Genomic DNA, 18,008 nt, shown 5'->3' on the forward strand with positions numbered 1-18,008 from the left:
CCTTAATCCGTAAGCAGCGCGCCGCGCAATTGGGCCGGTGAAGCCGCGCCCAGCCTTTTGCACGCCGCGGGCAGTTCCGCCGCCAGGGCAAAGGCGCTGTCCGGCCGCATGAAGTTGGCCGTGCCCACCTGCACGGCGGCGGCGCCCGCCAGAATGAATTCCAGCGCGTCCTCGGCGCTGACAATGCCGCCCATGCCCACCACGGGAATTTTCACCGCGCGCGCCACCTGCCAGACGCAACGCAGGGCCACGGGCTTGATGGCCGGGCCGGACAGCCCGCCCACCACATTGGCCAGGGAGGGACGCCGCGAGCGCAGATCCACAGCCATGCCCAGCAGGGTGTTGATGCAGGAAACGCTGTCCGCGCCCGCATCCTCCACACTGCGCGCCATGAGCGCGATATCCGTGACATTGGGCGAAAGCTTGACCATCACATGCTTGTGCGGCGCGCGTTCGCGCACGGCGGCGGTGACGGCGGCGGCCAGTTTGGGGTCCTGCCCGAAGAGCGCGCCGCCTTCCCTGACGTTGGGGCAGGAGACGTTGACCTCCAGCGCGGCCACGCCTTCTTCTCCGTCCAGACGCGCGGCCAGTTCCCCGAATTCCGCCGGAGATGTGGCGTACATATTCACGATGACAGGCGTTTCGCGCCAGGGCAGCCGGGGCAGTTTGTCCCGGCAGAAGGCCTCCACACCGTCATTTTGCAGGCCCACGGCATTGAGCATGCCCGCCGTGGTTTCCACAATGCGCGGGCAGGGATTGCCCTCGCGCGGCCGCAGCGACAGGCCCTTGACCACAATGCCGCCCAGGGCCCTCAAATCGCCGTAGGGCGCGAACTCCACGCCGTAACCGAAAGTGCCCGATGCCGTGAGCACCGGATTTTTCAATTTGAGATCGTGGCTTTGCCCTTTCAGGGTGACGGAAAGATCCATGCTGTTTCCCGATGGTGTAATCAACATTCATTCAACGGAACAGAGCCGCCGCGCCTCAGCGCCCGGCACGGACGGTCGCCGGCGGAGAAAGCGGGCCTTTTTGCGGGAGAGCGCTTTTTCCGCGCCCGGCGGAACAAAGAGCGGCCCTCTTACGCCAGCGACCCAAAAGCCGTCGCGTCTACAGCTCGATATGATGCGACCAGAACACCGGGCCATGATTGCACACCTGAATCAAACCGCCGCGCCCGGCGGGCGCCGGCCAGGCGTCAGTGGTGCGAACCACGCAGCCCAGGCAGGCCCCCACGCCGCAGCCCATGCGGTTTTCCAGCGAAAGCTGGGTGCGCACCCCCAGCTCGGCGGCAAATTTCTGCACGGTGCGCAGGAAGGGCAGCGGCCCGCAGGCCAGCACCAGGCCGTTCTGCTCCGCGTATTCGCGCATGCGCTCCTGCAGCGAAAAAATGAAATTGTCCAGATCGCCGGGCGTATGCTCGCGCAGGCTGTCCAGGGGCACATGCTCGTTGATGCTGTCCACCGGGTAGCAGCTGATGGGCTCCCGGTGTCCGAAGAGCATGGTGACGTTCCAGGGCTTGGGGTGTTCATTGACGTAGCCCACAAAGGGCACAATGCCCATGCCCCCCGCCAGAAGCAGGGTGGGCGTGTCCGGCTCGACGGCGAAGCCGTTGCCCAGCGGCCCCCAGACCCGCACCGTGTCGCCGGCCTTGACCTCGGCCATGCGCCGGGTGCCGCGCCCCTGAACCTGAAAAAAGCAAATCAGGTGGCGGGCTGTCATGTGGCAGACGCCCAGAGGCCGGGCCCAGGGAATCTCCAGGCCGAAAGACGTGGGCCGAACCATGACAAACTGGCCGGGACGCCACTGCTCCCATTCGGGACGGCTCAGGCGCAGGGCGAAAAAACGGCTTTCCTGGCCGGTCTGGCCAAAAGGCACCAGATCCAGCACCGTAAGCAATGAAGAGCGCGGTTGAGACATGCCCTGATCTATAAACCCACTTGCCGGGGCGGTCAACCGACTGTCCGCGCGGAGGCATTCACGTTTCTAATGAAAGCCGCATTTCAATTATCTGAAATTCAAAATGAATTTTTTAGAAAATCATCGAAAAGGCGAATGTCTCCCCGCACGGGCAGCAGTCCGGCCCTTTATGCTAAGGCTCTGTACCGGCAAAATCAGCAGTTCAGCAAAACATCAGCGCGGGCGTGCGCTCTCGCGTCCGCCGGAGCCAATGCCTTTTTCAAAGGCAATTCGCTCTAAAACCATGAAGCTCCGCTGCCATACCTGCTCATCATCGGGCCGGAATGGTTTTTTACCTCAAAACAATTGGGAATTTGCGTGGCTCTAAAATAATTATCAATATTTTTATCATCTTTCATAATATATCTTATCCAGTGATCAATAACTTCAACAAAATTTTTTATCGAGTATATATTATAGTCATTTGATATCAAATCATCTTCCAATGATTTCAATTGAATAAATCTGAACTCATCATGTATTGCCTTATGATTTTCGTAATCAGGATAGTTAATAGAGAGCATGTAATTTTCTTCATCATCAAAATGCTTCAGCACATAGGCATTTAAATATAAAATGCCTTGCTTGGCCGTCCAGTGATGGCATGCGCCGGATGAGAGCAGATTATAAATCCTGTTGGCGACAGTAAATATTTCCTGATGCGCCTTATCAAGGCTATGAACTCCAAGAAGATAACAGTTTTCCCAAATGAACCTTTTCACCTTGGCACTCCATTCCTGTTTTCTGCAGAACAGCCCAGACATTGGTCATGTATTGCGATTTTCACGCGGCAACTTCGCATACGCCGTTCCTGAAGATACTCTGCATCCGAAGCCATCAGCAAAGAGTCAGCGTGTACGATACGGCTGACGGAAAAACGCGTGCTGACGACCCGCCGTATTTTCAGAGGGCCATAAGGCAGGGACAGGGCTTTTCATGCACGGCCCGACACTGTAGCATAAACGTGCCCCCCGACCGGGGAGGCGGGAGACAAGAACCATGCAAGCAAACTACGCCGCACGCCGCGACCGGCTGCGCCGGGCCATGCGCGCCAGGGGCCTGGATGCCCTGCTGATCAGCCGGGCCGCCAACCGTTTTTACCTTTCAGGCTTTGAGCTGCACGATCCGCAGTGCAATGAAAGCGCGGGCCGCCTGGTGGTCACGGCCGACGGGCGGGACTGGCTGGCCACGGATGCCCGCTATCTTGACGCCGCCGCACGCCTTTGGAACAGGGACAGCATTTTCATTTACGGCGCTGACGCCGCCGGCGATCTGCGCGGCCTGCTGCGGCGCTGCGGCGAGCGCGTCGGGCTGGAGGCGCGGGGCGTCAGCCTGGTCTTTGCCCGCGCTCTGGGGCGCTCCGGCCCCGGCCCGCGCCTGGAGGCCGCCGACGGTCTGGTGGAAGACCTGCGACGGATCAAGGAACCCTGCGAAATCGCGGCGCTGGAGCATTCTTTCGCGCTCAACCACAAGCTTTTGCGCTGGGTGGAGGGCCAATTGACGCCCGGCAAGACGGAAAGGGAGCTGAGCTGGGCCATTGAGCGTTTCTTTCGCGAGAACGGCGCCACGGAGCTGGCCTTTGCCAATATCGTGGCCGTGGGCCGCAACGCGGCTCTGCCCCACGCCATTCCCGGCGAAGACGCCGTCACGGAGAACTGCCCCGTGCTTGTGGACGTGGGCTGCCGGGTGGACGGCTACTGCTCTGACCAGACCCGCACCTTCTGGGTGGGCGACGCGCCCGCGCCGGAATTCAGGCGCGCCATGTCTCTGGTGCGCGAGGCGCAGGAGGCGGCCCTGAAAAAGATGCGGCCCGGCCTGCCCCTGGCGCGGGCCTATGCGGAGGCCCGCGCGGTCTTTGAAAAAGCCGGCGTGGCGGATGCCTTCACGCACGGGCTGGGGCACGGCGTCGGCCTGGAAACCCACGAAGCCCCCAGCCTGTCCCCGCGCGCCGAAGGCCGGCTGGAACCGGGCATGACGGTCACGGTGGAGCCGGGCCTGTATTATCCGGCCTGGGGCGGCGTGCGCTGGGAGTATACCGTTCTGGTCGAAGAGGACGGCGCGCGCGTCTTATAGACCACATACCGCGATACAAGGAGCCCGCATGGCGGCGATCTTTCTGGTGGGGGCCCGCGCGGCGGGCAAAACCACGGTGGGGCTGGAGCTGGCCCGTCTGCTGGACTGCCCGTTCACGGACACGGATCAGCATCTGTGCCGCCGCCTGGGCCGCACTGTGGCCGAGGTGGTGGCCGACGAGGGCTGGCCGGGCTTCAGGGCGCGCGAAAGCGAAGCCCTGCGCGAAGTGACTGGCTCGCCCGCCTCCGACCGAAAGGTCGTGGCCACGGGCGGCGGCATGGTTCTGGACCCGGCAAACCGCAGCTTCATGCGCGAGCGCGGCACGGTCTTTTATCTGGCCGCCCCGGCCGAGGCCCTGGCCCGGCGGCTGCGCCGCGACCCGCTGGCGGCGCAGCGCCCTTCGCTGACCGGCCTGGACATGGTTGAGGAAGTGCGGCAGGTGCTGGCCGAACGGCATCCTCTCTACGAAGAGGCCGCGCACCACATCCTGGACGCCACGGCGCAACCCGCCGAAATTTGCGCGGCGGCCCTGCGCCTGCTGGGCATGCCGCCCTCCCGGGCCTGATGCCGAAGCCGGATTGACGCATGCCCGGCGCCCCCTCGCCCGTTATCTCCGTCATCATGCCCGTATACAACGCCGCCCCCGGTCTGACGGCCGCCCTGGACGGCCTGTGGGCCCAACGCTCAGCGCCGGACGCGCCCCTGCCCCCCTTTGAAGTGATTGTGGTGGACGACGGCTCCACCGATGCCGGCCCGGCCATGCTGGAGGCCGCGGCCGCGCGGGAAGCCCGGCTGCGCGTGCTCCACCGCCCCCATCAGGGTATCGCCAGGGCGCTCAATGCCGGTCTGGCCGTCGCGCGCGGCGTCTATCTGGCGCGCATGGACGCCGACGACACGCTTCACCCGGAACGGCTGGCGCGGCAGGCCGCGCACCTGAACTCCGCCCCGGCCCTGCACCTTTCGGCCACCCGCGTGCGCTTCGGCGGCGACGCGCTCAAGGCCCGCGGCTTCGCCCACTTCGTGAACTGGCAAAACGGCCTGTGCGCGCCCGAGGCCATCGCCCGGCAGCGTTTTCGTGATACGCCCGTCTGCCATCCCTCGGTCATGTTCCGGCGCGAAGCCGTGGAGCGCTGGGGCGGCTATGCCGACGGAGACTTTCCCGAAGACTGGGAGCTCTGGCTGCGCTGGCTGGACGCGGGCGCGCGCATGGAAAAGCTGCCCCTGTACCTGCTGAGCTGGAACGACTCGCCGGCGCGGGCCACACGCGCCGACGCCCGCTACCGCGCGACCGCCTGCAACGAACTGCGCGCCCTCTGGCTGGCCCGCGCCCTGGCCCGCGCCAACCCCTTTCATCCCCACGTCTGGGTGCTGGGCGCGGGGCGCATGGCCCGGCGGCGCCTGGCCCCGCTCTGGCGGCGCGGCATACGGCCCGCGGCCTATATTGATATTGACCCGCGCAAGATCGGCAACCGTGTAAACAATGCGCCTGTGCTGCCCCGCGCGGCCCTGCCGAAACCGGGGCGCTGCCGCATCCTCAATGCCCTTACGGCCCACGGCGCGGCGGAAGAGGCGGCCCGCTGGCTCCAGAGCGCGGGCTACGGCCCGGATGACTGGCTGCTGGCTTGAGCGCCACTCGTTCCTTTTGACACCACTGGCGAAAAATCCGCGCATGACGCCGGCTTTACGTTTTTCGGCCCTGTCCTTGCGCAAACTTTTTTGTAAAGTTTGCGAAATTTGTCACCAATACCCTTTGACATAACGGACTTGCAGGGTTATGCTGCAAGGGCTTTATGCATCAAAGCCTTCACATTGCCATTTCTTAGGGAGGATGGGCATGCTGGACCTTAATATCACGCTGCTTTTTCAGCTGGTGAATTTTTTCATCGCCATTTTTGTGCTCAATATCCTCCTGATTCGCCCCATCCGCGACATCATAAAAAAACGCAACGGCGTCATGGACAACCTTGCCGGCGAAGCCGACAACTTTGAATCCCAGGCCGCCGAACGTCTCGCCAGCTACGAGGCCGAACTGGCCCGCGCCCGGCAGGATGCGGGCCTCGCCCGTGAAGAGGGCCGTAACGCCGGCCTGACGGAACAGCAGGGCATCGTGGGCGAGGCGCAGAAGAGCGCCCGCGACATTCTGGCTGACACCCGTCGCAATCTGCGGGAACAGGCCGACGCCACGCTCAACGAGTTGCGCAATCAGGTGGGCGAATACTCCTCTCGCCTGGCGGATCGCCTTATCAAAAGCTGAGCTCCGGTTTCATGGCGCTTTTCGCCGCGTTGCGCCGCGCGATCCGCCGTCGTCTGCCGCGCAGGGCGACGAACCGCGACCGCAAATACAGACATTGCAGGCGCCTGGCGCTCCGCAAGATCATTTCTCAGACCGTAGGGGGTGTGCTTTGAGCAAATGGAAACACTTCGGGCTTGTCCTGCCGCTGGCGCTGTTCATGGCGGCAATCGCCACTGAAGCCGCCGCGGAAGCCGGGCACGCCGCGCCGCGCTGGGGCGATTTCGGCTGGCGCGTGCTCAACTTCGTGGTCTTTGCGGGCATCCTCTGGCACTTTGTGGGCGGGCTGGCCAAAAAATTCTTCAGGGGCCGCCGCCAGACCATCCGGGAGAACCTGGATACGCTGGAAGAACGCCGCGCCAAAGCCAAGGAACGCCTGGCCGCCGTGGAGACGCGCATCGCCCGTCTGGATGAAGAGCGCAAGGCCATTCTGGAGGAAAGCCGGGTTCAGGCCGAACAGCTCAGGCAAGGCATTGTGGAAGAAGCGCGCCGCCAGGCCCGGCAAATTGTGGAGCAGGCCCGGCTTACCGCTGAAAATGAAGGGCGCGCCGTGCTGGCTGAAGTGCGCGCCGTTCTCGCCGACGAAATCGTGGACGCGGCCGAAAAAGCCTTGCGCGGCAAGCTGAACGCCGACGCGCACGACAAACTTATCGCCAAATCCCTTAACAAGGTGGTGCTCCATTGACTGACACCGTGGTTGCACGCAGATACGCCAACGCCATTTTTGCGTTGGGCCGGAAGGAAGGGGACGACGCCCTCACCCGGCGCGGGGCATGCCTCGCTGCGCTGGGTGAAATGATCGCCGCCGCGCCAAGGCTGGACATGACGCTGAAAAGTCCGGTCATCAGCGTGAATGAAAAAAAGGCGGTCATGGGCAAATTGCTGGACAAGCTCAAAGCCGACCAGATCATGCGCAACTTCTGCTTCCTGCTGGCTGACAAGGAGCGCCTGGCCTTCCTGCGCGAGATCGCCAGATGGTATGGCAAGCTGCTGGACGAGGCCAAAGGCGTGATCCGCGGACGGCTGACCACCGCCGTGAAACTTTCCACCGCCAGGCAGGACAAGCTCAGGGAGGCCCTGCGGGAAAAAAGCGGGGCCGACATCGAGCTGACCTTCGCTGTGGACAAAGACATTCTTGGGGGTATGGTGCTCAAAATGGGAGACCGGGTGCTGGACGCAAGTCTGCGCGCGCAATTGGGGATCCTGCGGGAGACTTTCAAGAGGGGTGAATAGCACATGCAGATCAAAGCGGAAGAGATAAGCAAGATCATTGAGGATCAAATCCAGAACTACGAGCAGCGCGTGGAAATGAGCGAAACCGGCACCGTACTCTACGTTGGTGACGGCATCGCCCGCGTCCACGGCGTGCAGAACGCCATGTCCATGGAACTGCTGGAATTCCCCGGCGGCGTCATGGGCATGGTGCTCAACCTTGAAGAGGACAACGTGGGCGTGGCCCTGCTCGGTTCGGACGTGGGCATCAAGGAGGGCGACCCGGTCAGGCGCACCGGCAAAATCTTCTCCGTGCCCGTGGGCGACAAGGTCATGGGCCGCGTGCTCAACCCCCTGGGTGAGCCCATCGACGGCCTTGGCCCCATCGAATCCACCGAGGTGCGCCCCGTGGAAATCAAGGCCCCCGGCATCATCGCCCGCAAAAGCGTGCATGAGCCCATGCCCACGGGCCTGAAGGCCATTGACGCCATGACGCCCATCGGGCGCGGCCAGCGCGAGCTGATCATCGGCGACCGCCAGACCGGCAAGACCGCCGTATGCGTTGACGCCATCCTGGCCCAGAAAGAAACCGACATCCACTGCTTCTATGTGGCCATCGGTCAGAAGAAGGCTTCAGTGGCCCTGGTGGCCGACACCCTGCGCAAGTACGGCGCGCTGGAGTACACCACCATCATTTCGGCCACGGCCTCCGACCCGGCGCCCTTGCAGTACATCGCGGCCTACACCGGCTGCACCATGGCCGAATACTACCGCGACAGCGGCAAGCACGCCCTGATCGTCTACGACGACCTTTCCAAACAGGCCGTGGCCTACCGCCAGATGTCCCTGCTGCTCCGCCGCCCCCCGGGACGTGAAGCTTTCCCCGGCGACGTCTTCTACCTGCACTCGCGTCTGCTGGAACGCGCGGCCAAGGTCAACGACAGCCTGGGCGCCGGTTCCCTGACGGCCCTGCCCATCATTGAAACCCAGGCCGGCGACGTCTCCGCGTACATTCCGACCAACGTGATTTCCATCACTGACGGTCAGGTTTATCTGGAGCCGAACCTGTTCAACGCCGGTGTGCGCCCGGCCATCAACGTGGGCCTTTCCGTGTCCCGCGTGGGCGGCGCGGCCCAGATCAAGGCCATGAAACAGGTGGCGGGCACCATGCGTCTGGACCTGGCGCAGTACCGCGAGCTGGCGGCTTTCGCCCAGTTTGGTTCGGATCTGGACAAGGGCACCAAGGCCAAGCTGGATCGCGGCGCGCGGCTGGTGGAACTGCTCAAGCAGCCCCAGTACCGGCCCATGCCCGCGCAGGAGCAGGTGGCCTCCATCTGGGCGGCCACGCGCGGCCATATGGACGATGTGCCCGTGGATCAGATTCGCCGTTTTGAAACCGAAATGCTGACCTTCCTGCGCGACACCAGGAAGGATGTGCTGGACGCCATCAAGGATAAAAAGGTCATTGACGAGGCTGTGGAAAGCGCGCTCACCGAGGCCGTTGCCGCCTTCAAGCAGGGCTGGCGGGCCTGAGGCCGCCAAACGGGAGACCTAGCATGCCTTCACTCAAAGACGTCAAGATGAAGATCGTAGGGGTCGGCAAGACCAAGCAGATCACCAAGGCCATGAACATGGTGGCCTCGGCCAAGCTGCGCGGCGCCCAGGCCCGTATCGAGCGCTTCAGACCCTACGCGGCCAAATACCGCCAGGTGCTCGCCGAACTGTCGCGCAAGGTGGAGGGCAATGCCCACCCCCTGCTGGCCGAGCACGAGGAAAAGAAAAACTGCGCCATTATCATGATCACTTCGGATCGCGGCCTGTGCGGCAGCTTCAACGGCAGCATCATCAACGCCGCCCTGAAGCTTGCCGAAGAAAAAAAACAGGCCGGCATGCAGGTCAGCTTTACCTGCGTGGGCCGCAAGGGCCGCGATGTGGCGCGCAAAAGCGAGTACGCCATGCTCACCGCCTATGGCGACCGCATGGGCAGCATAGACTTTCCCCTGGCCAGTTCCGTGGCTCAGGAAGTCATTCATGGCTATGAAAGTCTGGCTTTTGACGAAGTATGGCTGGTCTACGGCGAGTTTGTGTCCATGGGGCATCAGCCGCCGCGCGCTCTCCGTCTGCTGCCGCTGAAAACCCCGGAGGCCGAGGAAACGGCTGAAGAAGCCGGGGAAGCCCGTTGCGAGTATGTGTACGAGCCGGATGAGGAAAAGCTGCTGGCGGAACTTCTGCCACGCTACGTCAAGGTGCAGGTCTATCGCGGCCTTCTGGACACCTCGGCCAGTGAGCACGCCGCCCGCATGGCCGCTATGGACAACGCCACGCGCAACTGCAACGAAATGATCAACATGCTGACCCTGCTTTATAACAAGACGCGGCAGGCTTCCATTACCAGCGAACTCATCGACATCGTCGGCGGCGCGGAAGCGCTGAACGGTTAAGGAGCCAAACATGAGCAAAAACATCGGTAAAGTCGTTCAGGTTATCGGCGCCGTGGTGGACGTTGAGTTCAGCGACGGCAACCTGCCGAATATCTTCACCGCCCTGGAGATAAAAAACCCGAACAACAGCGACGCTCCGGAGCTGATCTGTGAAGTGGCGCAACATCTGGGCGACAATGTGGTTCGCACCATCGCCATGGACGCCACCGAAGGTCTGGTGCGCGGCATGGAAGTGGTGGATACGGGCCAGCCCATCATGGTGCCTGTGGGCAAGGCCGCGGTGGGCCGCATCCTGAACGTCATTGGCCGTCCCGTGGATGAACTGGGGCCGGTCAACGCCGAAAAATACTACCCCATTCACCGCCCCGCGCCCGAGTTTACCGAGCAGAACACCAAGGTTGAACTGCTGGAAACCGGCATCAAGGTTGTGGATCTGCTTGTGCCCTTCCCCAAGGGCGGCAAGATGGGGCTCTTCGGCGGCGCGGGCGTGGGCAAGACCGTTATCCTCATGGAGATGATCAACAATATCGCCAAACAGCACGGCGGCTCCTCGGTGTTCGCCGGCGTGGGCGAACGCACCCGTGAGGGCAACGACCTGTATCACGAACTCAAGGAAGCCGGCGTTCTGGAGCGCGCCACGCTTGTCTACGGTCAGATGAACGAACCTCCGGGAGCCCGCGCGCGCGTGGCCCTCACCGCTCTGGCCTGCGCCGAATACTTCCGCGACGAAGAGCATCAGGACGTGCTGCTGTTCATCGACAACATCTTCCGCTTTACCCAGGCCGGTTCGGAAGTGTCGGCCCTGCTCGGCCGCATGCCTTCGGCCGTGGGCTATCAGCCCACCCTGGGCACTGACCTGGGCGCGCTGCAGGAACGCATCACCTCCACCAATGCCGGCTCGATCACCTCGGTGCAGGCCGTATATGTGCCTGCCGACGACCTGACCGACCCGGCCCCGGCCACGACTTTCTCGCATCTGGACGGCACCCTGGTGCTTTCCCGCCAGATCGCGGAACTGGGCATTTACCCGGCCGTGGACCCGCTGGACTCCACCTCGCGCATTCTCGCCCCCGATGTGGTGGGCGAAGAGCATTACAGCGTGGCCCGGCGGGTGCAGATGGTGCTGCAGAAATACAAGGAACTGCAGGACATCATCGCCATTCTGGGTATGGACGAACTCTCGGACGAGGACAAGCTCACCGTGGCCCGCGCCCGTCGCATCCAGCGCTTCCTCTCCCAGCCCTTCCATGTGGCCGAAACCTTCACGGGCACGCCCGGCCAGTATGTGAAGCTGGAAGACACCATCAAGGGCTTCAAGGGCATTCTGGACGGCGAGTACGACCACCTGGCCGAAGGCGACTTCTACATGCTCGGCGGCATTGAGCAGGCCGTGGCCAAGTATGAGCAGCGCAAGCTGCAGGAAGAAAACTAGCCCCGTCGCGAGTCAGGGAAGCTAAGGAGTGAGTATGGGCACGCTGCAACTGGAAGTGGTGACGCCGGATAAAACCGTGGTCAGCGCCGAGGTGGAAATGGTTGTCTGCCCCGGGGTGGAAGGCGAATTCGGTGTGTTGCCGCAGCACGTCTCGTTGCTCTCGGCCCTGAAAATCGGCGACCTGCGTTACCGGGTCAACGGCAAGGATGAGAACGTCTTCATTTCCGGCGGCTTTGCCGATGTGAACAATAACGTGCTGAGCGTGCTTGCCGAATCCGCCGAACTGGCCGGTGAAATTGACACCGCCAGAGCCCAGGCCGCCAAGGAGCGGGCTGAAAAACGCCTCGCCGCTCATGACGAGAGCGTGGATCAGACGCGGGCCGAAGCCGCCCTGCAACGCGCCGTCACGCGCCTGCAGGTGGCGCAGTTGCGCTGACGGCGACGGCGTGCGATAAACATGACAGGAGCCGGGGGCATTGCCTCCGGCTCTTTCTCCATGCGACGCCAGTTGACGCGGCACAGGGCTTTGTCTAGAAGTCATTTCATAATCGCATGAAATGACTTCCAGGGCGGTACAAGCCCGACGCGACGCGAAAACGCCATGAACGAAGCGACATCGGTTTGTTGAATCCGGCCGGCGCTGCCGGCGCACCCGCCAGGCGAAACACAGCGACGACAGCCCTCGACCCAGCCTCATCGGAGAAAAGCCATGCGCGCCATCGCCATCAGCGGCTTCAAAAATTCCGGCAAGACCACGCTCACGGCTCTGCTGGCCGCGGCTCTGGAAAATCTGGGCCGCAGGGTTGCCGTCATCAAACGCGTTCATCACGCTCTGGATCTGCCGCGGAGCGATACCGGCAAGCTCAGGGCTGCGGATCGCGCGGTGGCCGCGCTGGGCGACAACGAGGCCGCCATTTTCTGGTCCGGCAAGGTCGGCTTCATGGACATTTTCACCCGCCTTTCGGCGGACATCGTGCTGGTGGAAGGCGGCAAAAGCCTTGCCTTTCTGCCGCGCGTGCTCTGCCTGCACCATGAGCGGGAAGCGCCCGACCTGGCTCCGAACCTGGCTGTGGCCACATACGGCGCCGTTGCTCTGCCGCCCTTGCCCGCCTTTGACCAGAACTCGCTGACGGAACTGGCCCGCCTGGTTGACGAAAAAGCGTTTCTGCTGGGCGGGCTGGATTGCGGCCTTTGCGGACGGAAAAACTGCGCCGGGCTGACCGGGGATATTGTCCGCGGCGCGGCCGCGCCGGAGGATTGTCCTGCCCTGACGCCACCCTCTTTCAGCCTGAAGGTCAACGGGCGCGAAGTGCCGCTCAACGATTTCACGGCCCGCATTCTGGAAGGCGCGTTGCGCGGCATGCTTGCGCCCCTCAAGGGCATGGCCGCCGGGCGGGTGGAGATAGTCCTGAAATAACATTTTTCAACAGCGGCAATGCCGCAAGCCGCCAGACGAGCGCTTGCGGGGGCGCGGGGCGTCTGTTTGCGGCATTGCGCAATTTTGCAGGAGATTACGCATGCTTCTTTCTCTCTTGGCCTATCTTTGCTGTGGGGCCGTGGCCGGCGTGCTGGCCGGTCTGCTGGGCGTGGGCGGCGGCATTGTCATTGTGCCCATGCTGGTGACCATTTTTCCCTGGCAGGGCGTGCCGCCCGAATATGTGCAGCAGATGGCGCTGGGCACGTCGCTGGCCAGCATCGTGATCACCTCCATTTCCAGCGCGCGGGCCCATAACGCGCGCGGGGCGGTGCACTGGGACATCTTTCGCAATATCACGCCCGGCCTTCTGATCGGCACGTTTGCGGGCGGTCTGCTGGCCACGCACTTGTCCACCATGTTCCTGAAAATATTTTTCATCTGCTTTTTGCTGGCGGTCGCCGCGCAGATGCTTTCCAACTACCGGCCCCCGGCCAGCCGCGACATGCCCGGAGCCTTGGGCACAGCGGGCGTGGGCGGCGTTATCGGCCTGGTTTCCAGCTTTGTGGGCATTGGCGGCGGTTCTCTCTCCGTGCCTTTCATGAGCTTCTGCAACGTGCCTCTGCACCACGCTGTGGGCACCTCGGCGGCCCTCGGCTTTCCCATTGCCGTGGCCGGCGCCCTGGGCTACGTCATTGGCGGCTGGGGCCGGCCCGACCTGCCCGCCCTCTCTCTGGGCTTCGTGAACCTCTGGGCTCTGCTGGGCCTGGCTGCGGCCAGCTTTCTTACCGCGCCCCTGGGCGCCAGATTGTCGCATTCCCTGCCCACCGCAAAACTCAAGCGCGGCTTTGCCTGCTTTTTGATCCTTGTCGCTCTGAAAATGTTGTGGGGCATTTTGTAAGCCAGGCATGCAACTTTATACCTACAACTCTAAGCTGGCCGAATCTGTCTGGTGGAACCTGCTCTTGCTGACGCTGGGTTCCCTTCTGATGGCCGTCTGCATTCAGTGCGTGGCCGCGCCCCATGACTTCCTGGCCGGGGGCGTCATGGGCGTGGCCCTGCTCATCGCCTATTGGAGCGACACACTCACGCCTTTGCTCTGGTATATGCTGCTCTGCCTGCCCATCTACATTGGCGGCTGGTTCCTCGTAGGGCGGCGTTTTCTGCTGTACACGGCCTACGGCACGTTCTGCACCACGGCTTTCGGGATGTTCATCAACTTCCAGATTCCCCTTTCCGCCGAAATTTACGCCGCGGTGGTGGGCGGCGTGCTGCACGGCGCCGCCGGGGGCATCATGCTGCGCACTCTGGGCAGCGGCGGCGGCACGGACATTATCGCCGTGCTGCTCAAGGAACGCTGGAGCATCCCTATCGGACAGTTCAACTTCATCTTCAACGCCCTGCTGTTTCTGCTGGGCGCGTTCCGCCTTTCTCTGGATATTATCGTGGCCTCCATGCTGATGATGTTCATCTCCTCCAACACGCTGGAGTATGTGCTGGGCATGTTCAACCGGCGCAAGCTGGTGATGATCATTTCCGACCACGGCGAAGAAATCAGCGAAGCCATCCTGGTTACGGAGCGTTTCGGGGCCACCATGCTGCGCGGCAAGGGGGCCTATTCAGGATCAGACCGCGAAATCCTGCTCACAGTCACCAGCAATGTGGCCCTCAGGCGTCTGGAGAACCTGGTTTATGCCATTGACCCCCACGCGCTCTTCATTGTGGAAAATACCTTCTATGTGTCCGGCGGGCAGTTCGCGCGCCGAAATCACTGACAGGGGAGCGCATGGACGCCTCCATCCTGGCCATACGGGCCAAAACCATCGTGCCCCTGAGCGGGGAGCATCCGGCCAGGGGGGCGCGGCTTTTCGCCGCCCTGAAAAAAATTGACAATGCCGTGCTGCTGGTGAGCAACGGGCTGGTGGAGGATGTGCTGCCCTGGAAAAGCGCCCGCCTGCCCGCCGGCGCGCTGGTGCGCGATGTGGGGCCGGTCTGTCTGATGCCGGCCTGCGTCAACGCCCACGCCCACATCCAGCTTTCATGGCTGGCTGGGCGTACGCTCTGGGGCAAGGGCTTCGCGGCCTGGCTTGCCAGCATGATTCCCCAACTGGGCGCGGCCCCGGCCAGTGAAGTGGCCGCCGCCATTGAAAACGCCTGTGAAAGCCTGGCCGCCGCGGGAACCTCGCATGTGGGCGATGTGGGCGGCTCCCTGCGCGGCGCTCTGACCCTGGTGGATCGCAACTGTCGCGCCGCCGGCGTGGGCGTCAGCCATTTTTGCGAATGGTTCGGCTTCGGCCCGCCCTTTATGGACGACAAGGGCCCCTGGCCGCCGCGCTGCCGCGACGAATTGGCGGCGGCCACGGAGCTGGCCGGGCGTTGCGTCCCGGCCGGACACGCCCTTTACTCCACCGCGCCGGAAGCGCTGCGCGCCGCGCGGGAATACTGCGCCCGCAACAATGCCGTTTTCAGTTTTCACCTGGCGGAATCACCGGAAGAGAGCCAGTTGCTGCTCACCGGCGACGGCCCCCTGTATGACTGCTACGCGGGCGCGGTACTGCCCGATGGCTGGCGGCCGCCGGGCATGCGGCCCCTGGCCTACGCCGCCAGCCTGGGCCTGCTTGGGCCGGGCGCGCTGGCCGTGCATGGCGTTCAACTGGATGCCCAGGAAGTGGAGGCGCTGGCCGCCGGGGGCGCGGCCCTCTGCCTTTGCCCGCGCTCCAACCGCAATCTTGGCGTGGGCGCGCCGCCGGCGCGCGCTCTGATGGAGAGCGGCGCTCTGCTTTGCCTGGGCACGGACGGTCTGACCTCCAATACCGACCTGGATGTGCGTCGGGAAGCCGTCTACCTGCGCGAAAGCCTTGATGTGCCGCCCGAAGCCCTGATACGCCTGCTTACAGTCAACGGCGCGGCGGCTCTGGGCCTGAGCGACGCCGGGGTCGGACGCCTTACGCCGGGCGGCCCGGCGGCGTTCTGCATCCTGCCGGAGACCCTGACCTATTAGGGGCAGGCCCTATTACTGGCTGCCCCTTCATGCGGTTGCCCCGGGAGGGGCGGACACGCCTTGACAGGCGCACGCACAAAGCATATCAAAGTGCATCTTGCGCGCCCGTAGCTCAGTTGGATAGAGCGTTGGCCTCCGGAGCCAAAGGCCGTGCGTTCGAATCGCGCCGGGCGCGCCAAAATTCAGGGCGGCCAGCTTCGCAAAGCTGGCCGCTCCCTTATTGATGACAAACCCCGCTTTGCGGTGTTTGCGCCGTCTAAGACGCTTGCGCGGCTTGACGGAAAGACACGAAAATCAGTCGCTTATGGCGCGGCAAAGCCGCGACCTGCTCCTGATTTCCGGGGCTGCTGACCTCTGGCAGCAGCCTCAGGGCGGCCAGCTTCGCAAAGCTGGCCGCCCTGAATTTTGGCCTTCTGGCCGAAGAGGCGGGGCCTTCACCTGAATCTCTTTACAAAAAATAGTTGTTCAACACTGAGCGATCCGGCATGTTTTTCAGAGGCAGTTCCTCGCGAACCCGCCGCCAGTTGCGACTTTCCGCCAGGGTTTCCTCTGCCAGATCACGCAGGGCCATATAACTTTCCGCCAGGCTGAGACGATCCGTATCAATAATGCGGTCGGCTCGCGCGGGCTCGTCAAAAGCGTCGGAAACGCCGGTCAGCAAATCCATTTCACCGCGCGCGGCGCGGGCGTAAAAGCCTTTGGTGTCACGCTCCACCAGCGTACGCAGGGAGCAACGCACCCAAACTTCGCGGTACAGAGGAAGCTGGTCGCGGTTTTTCTGACGCATGCACTCATACGGGGTAATGGCCGCCACAATGCAGATTTTGCCCTGCGCGTGGGCCTGCAGCACATGCTCGCGCATGGCGTCGATATTGCGCAGACGGTCTTCAGGCCGGAAGCCGCCGAAGCCGAACTGACGACGGAAGCGGTCGCCATCGACGAACTCGACCTCATGGCCCTGCGCCTCCAGGTACAGACGCAGAAGAGAGCCCAACGTTGTTTTGCCGCTGCCGGAAAGCCCCAACAACCAGAGAATAGGCATCATGCGAACCTCGCTTTGACATGGTGGCCCGGCATACAGCCGAATGCCGTTGTGACCGAACTTGTTATTCGCATTATGCAAAAAAAGGGCCACAGCTCGATTTTTGTGGTGAATCAAGGTATTGCCCGGCGAACGCGCAAGGCGGGAGGAAGTTTTGACAGCCATGCGGTAAAAAGGGAGATTTTCCGCTCGCCGCCCGAAGCGCAGCGAAGGGCGGGGGCTGTCGCCACACGAATTCCCAAAAACAGGAATTTTTTGTACTGGCAAGAAAATGGGCGATTTCTGGCGGGAGTGCGCTCATGCACATGACCGACAAAAATCGCCCAGTGACGCGGCCAGCGCGAAAAAGACCGTTTTTGACGGATAATTTCCGCGCGGAATTCCGCGAAGAATTTTTCCGGGATCGTTCGCGAAAAAATGCGGTTTTTCACAAATGAACCCGGCTACGCCGCCGCAAAATTATTGCGGCTTTTGGAGTGTCCACTTTTGCAAGTAGACGCTAGAAACGCTTGATCACTATTTCGTTCAACGGGCGTTTGGGCACATGGTGCACGCCCTCCTCGTCACGCCAGTAGCTGAGGGAGCCGTCGGCGGGCACGGGAGCCAGCGCGCGTTTTTCCCTGGCCACGCCAAGGCCGAGCACCAAGGCGATTTTCATGCCGTCGGGCGCGCCCAGCAATTCCGGCACGGCCTTGTGATCAAAGACCTGGATGATGCAGCAGCCCCAGCCCCGGCTGGTGGCCGCCAGTTGAATGGTCTGGCAGGCGATGCCCGTATCGTAGCAGACCAGTTCCTTGCCGTTTTCGGGCACAAGCACGGCGATGAAGGCCGTGGGGCGTTCGCCGGGGTGGGGGCCCCCCCAGTCCTTGAGCGCGCCGGCCCAGCGGGTCAGGCTGAACAGTTTGCGGCAGGTTTCTCCCGGCCCCACCAGAATGAAGCGCAGTTCCTGGGCATTGCGGGCCGAAGGCGTCATGCGAGCGCAATCCGTCAGCCATTCCAGATCGGCCATGGTCAGGGGTTGGTTCTCTTCAAAACGGCGGCAGGTGCGGGCGGCTTTCACCAGTTCTTTGAAGTCCATATGCCGTACTCCTTGGTTTTAAGGTCACATGAAGCGCGGCGGCGGTCAGCTTTCCCCGCCGGAGGGCGG

20 protein-coding genes and 1 tRNA gene are annotated in these 18,008 nt (G+C 62.9%); 15 read left to right on the forward strand and 6 right to left on the reverse strand.

Going from position 1 to position 18,008, the window contains the following annotated elements; genetic code table 11:
• Positions 1 to 2: 2 nt before the first annotated feature.
• From ACQRA4_RS00995 to ACQRA4_RS01005, 3 genes are all read right to left on the reverse strand, one after another.
• On the reverse strand, positions 3 to 929 hold the full coding sequence (locus ACQRA4_RS00995; protein WP_427821208.1) for a dihydroorotate dehydrogenase: 927 nt from the start codon (positions 927 to 929) through the stop codon (positions 3 to 5).
• Between the two features lie 178 nt (positions 930 to 1,107).
• Positions 1,108 to 1,917 carry a dihydroorotate dehydrogenase electron transfer subunit gene (locus tag ACQRA4_RS01000; RefSeq protein ID WP_427821209.1) on the reverse strand — a complete coding sequence of 270 codons (810 nt, stop codon included), beginning with the start codon at positions 1,915 to 1,917 and terminating at the stop codon, positions 1,108 to 1,110.
• 275 nt (positions 1,918 to 2,192) lie between these two features.
• Positions 2,193 to 2,678 (reverse strand): bacteriohemerythrin, encoded by a 486-nt coding sequence (locus ACQRA4_RS01005; protein ID WP_427821210.1) that lies wholly within the window; start codon positions 2,676 to 2,678, stop codon positions 2,193 to 2,195.
• 277 nt (positions 2,679 to 2,955) lie between these two features.
• Between ACQRA4_RS01005 and ACQRA4_RS01010 the strand changes: the two genes are divergently transcribed.
• From ACQRA4_RS01010 to ACQRA4_RS01080, 15 genes are all read left to right on the forward strand, one after another.
• Positions 2,956 to 4,029, forward strand: coding sequence for an aminopeptidase P family protein (locus ACQRA4_RS01010; protein ID WP_427821211.1), 1,074 nt, complete (start codon positions 2,956 to 2,958; stop codon positions 4,027 to 4,029).
• A 28-nt stretch (positions 4,030 to 4,057) separates the two neighbouring features.
• Positions 4,058 to 4,594, forward strand: a complete 537-nt coding sequence (gene aroL / locus ACQRA4_RS01015; protein WP_427821212.1) for a shikimate kinase AroL — start codon at positions 4,058 to 4,060, stop codon at positions 4,592 to 4,594.
• 20 nt (positions 4,595 to 4,614) lie between these two features.
• Positions 4,615 to 5,655: a glycosyltransferase gene (locus tag ACQRA4_RS01020; protein ID WP_427821213.1), complete on the forward strand. Its 1,041-nt coding sequence runs from the start codon at positions 4,615 to 4,617 to the stop codon at positions 5,653 to 5,655.
• A gap of 208 nt (positions 5,656 to 5,863) precedes the next feature.
• Positions 5,864 to 6,283, forward strand: a complete 420-nt coding sequence (locus ACQRA4_RS01025) for an ATP synthase F0 subunit B (RefSeq protein ID WP_427821214.1) — start codon at positions 5,864 to 5,866, stop codon at positions 6,281 to 6,283.
• A gap of 148 nt (positions 6,284 to 6,431) precedes the next feature.
• Positions 6,432 to 7,004: a F0F1 ATP synthase subunit B gene (locus tag ACQRA4_RS01030; RefSeq protein ID WP_427821215.1), complete on the forward strand. Its 573-nt coding sequence runs from the start codon at positions 6,432 to 6,434 to the stop codon at positions 7,002 to 7,004.
• Positions 7,001 to 7,552, forward strand: a complete 552-nt coding sequence (atpH, locus tag ACQRA4_RS01035; protein WP_427821216.1) for an ATP synthase F1 subunit delta — start codon at positions 7,001 to 7,003, stop codon at positions 7,550 to 7,552. Before ACQRA4_RS01030 ends, atpH begins: the two co-directional genes overlap by 4 nt.
• A gap of 3 nt (positions 7,553 to 7,555) precedes the next feature.
• Positions 7,556 to 9,064 (forward strand): F0F1 ATP synthase subunit alpha, encoded by a 1,509-nt coding sequence (gene atpA, locus ACQRA4_RS01040; protein ID WP_427821217.1) that lies wholly within the window; start codon positions 7,556 to 7,558, stop codon positions 9,062 to 9,064.
• A gap of 23 nt (positions 9,065 to 9,087) precedes the next feature.
• On the forward strand, positions 9,088 to 9,972 hold the full coding sequence (locus ACQRA4_RS01045; RefSeq protein WP_427821218.1) for a F0F1 ATP synthase subunit gamma: 885 nt from the start codon (positions 9,088 to 9,090) through the stop codon (positions 9,970 to 9,972).
• 10 nt (positions 9,973 to 9,982) lie between these two features.
• Positions 9,983 to 11,404, forward strand: coding sequence for a F0F1 ATP synthase subunit beta (atpD, locus tag ACQRA4_RS01050; protein WP_427821219.1), 1,422 nt, complete (start codon positions 9,983 to 9,985; stop codon positions 11,402 to 11,404).
• Between the two features lie 34 nt (positions 11,405 to 11,438).
• A complete protein-coding gene (locus tag ACQRA4_RS01055; RefSeq protein WP_427821220.1) occupies positions 11,439 to 11,840 on the forward strand; it encodes a F0F1 ATP synthase subunit epsilon in 402 nt (133 codons plus the stop codon).
• A gap of 273 nt (positions 11,841 to 12,113) precedes the next feature.
• The gene (locus tag ACQRA4_RS01060) at positions 12,114 to 12,821 is read left to right on the forward strand and encodes a molybdopterin-guanine dinucleotide biosynthesis protein MobB (RefSeq protein WP_427821221.1); all 708 of its coding nucleotides are present in this window, start codon (positions 12,114 to 12,116) and stop codon (positions 12,819 to 12,821) included.
• 100 nt (positions 12,822 to 12,921) lie between these two features.
• Positions 12,922 to 13,719 carry a sulfite exporter TauE/SafE family protein gene (locus tag ACQRA4_RS01065; protein ID WP_427821222.1) on the forward strand — a complete coding sequence of 266 codons (798 nt, stop codon included), beginning with the start codon at positions 12,922 to 12,924 and terminating at the stop codon, positions 13,717 to 13,719.
• A 7-nt stretch (positions 13,720 to 13,726) separates the two neighbouring features.
• The gene (locus tag ACQRA4_RS01070; protein WP_427821223.1) at positions 13,727 to 14,593 is read left to right on the forward strand and encodes a YitT family protein; all 867 of its coding nucleotides are present in this window, start codon (positions 13,727 to 13,729) and stop codon (positions 14,591 to 14,593) included.
• Positions 14,594 to 14,604: 11 nt separating this feature from the next.
• Entirely contained in the window at positions 14,605 to 15,819 is a 1,215-nt protein-coding gene (locus ACQRA4_RS01075) for an amidohydrolase family protein (RefSeq protein WP_427821224.1), read from the forward strand.
• A gap of 101 nt (positions 15,820 to 15,920) precedes the next feature.
• Positions 15,921 to 15,997, forward strand: a tRNA-Arg gene (locus tag ACQRA4_RS01080).
• 270 nt (positions 15,998 to 16,267) lie between these two features.
• Here the strand turns inward: ACQRA4_RS01080 and ACQRA4_RS01085 are convergent.
• From ACQRA4_RS01085 to ACQRA4_RS01095, 3 genes are all read right to left on the reverse strand, one after another.
• A complete protein-coding gene (locus tag ACQRA4_RS01085; protein WP_427821225.1) occupies positions 16,268 to 16,864 on the reverse strand; it encodes an adenylyl-sulfate kinase in 597 nt (198 codons plus the stop codon).
• 110 nt (positions 16,865 to 16,974) lie between these two features.
• Positions 16,975 to 17,292, reverse strand: a complete 318-nt coding sequence (locus ACQRA4_RS01090; RefSeq protein ID WP_427821226.1) for a hypothetical protein — start codon at positions 17,290 to 17,292, stop codon at positions 16,975 to 16,977.
• A 68-nt stretch (positions 17,293 to 17,360) separates the two neighbouring features.
• Positions 17,361 to 17,939, reverse strand: a complete 579-nt coding sequence (locus ACQRA4_RS01095; protein WP_427821227.1) for a nitroreductase family protein — start codon at positions 17,937 to 17,939, stop codon at positions 17,361 to 17,363.
• Positions 17,940 to 18,008: the final 69 nt, after the last annotated feature.

Source organism: Desulfovibrio sp. SGI.169 (genome assembly GCF_050313595.1).
Classification (GTDB): Bacteria; Desulfobacterota; Desulfovibrionia; order Desulfovibrionales; family Desulfovibrionaceae; genus Desulfovibrio.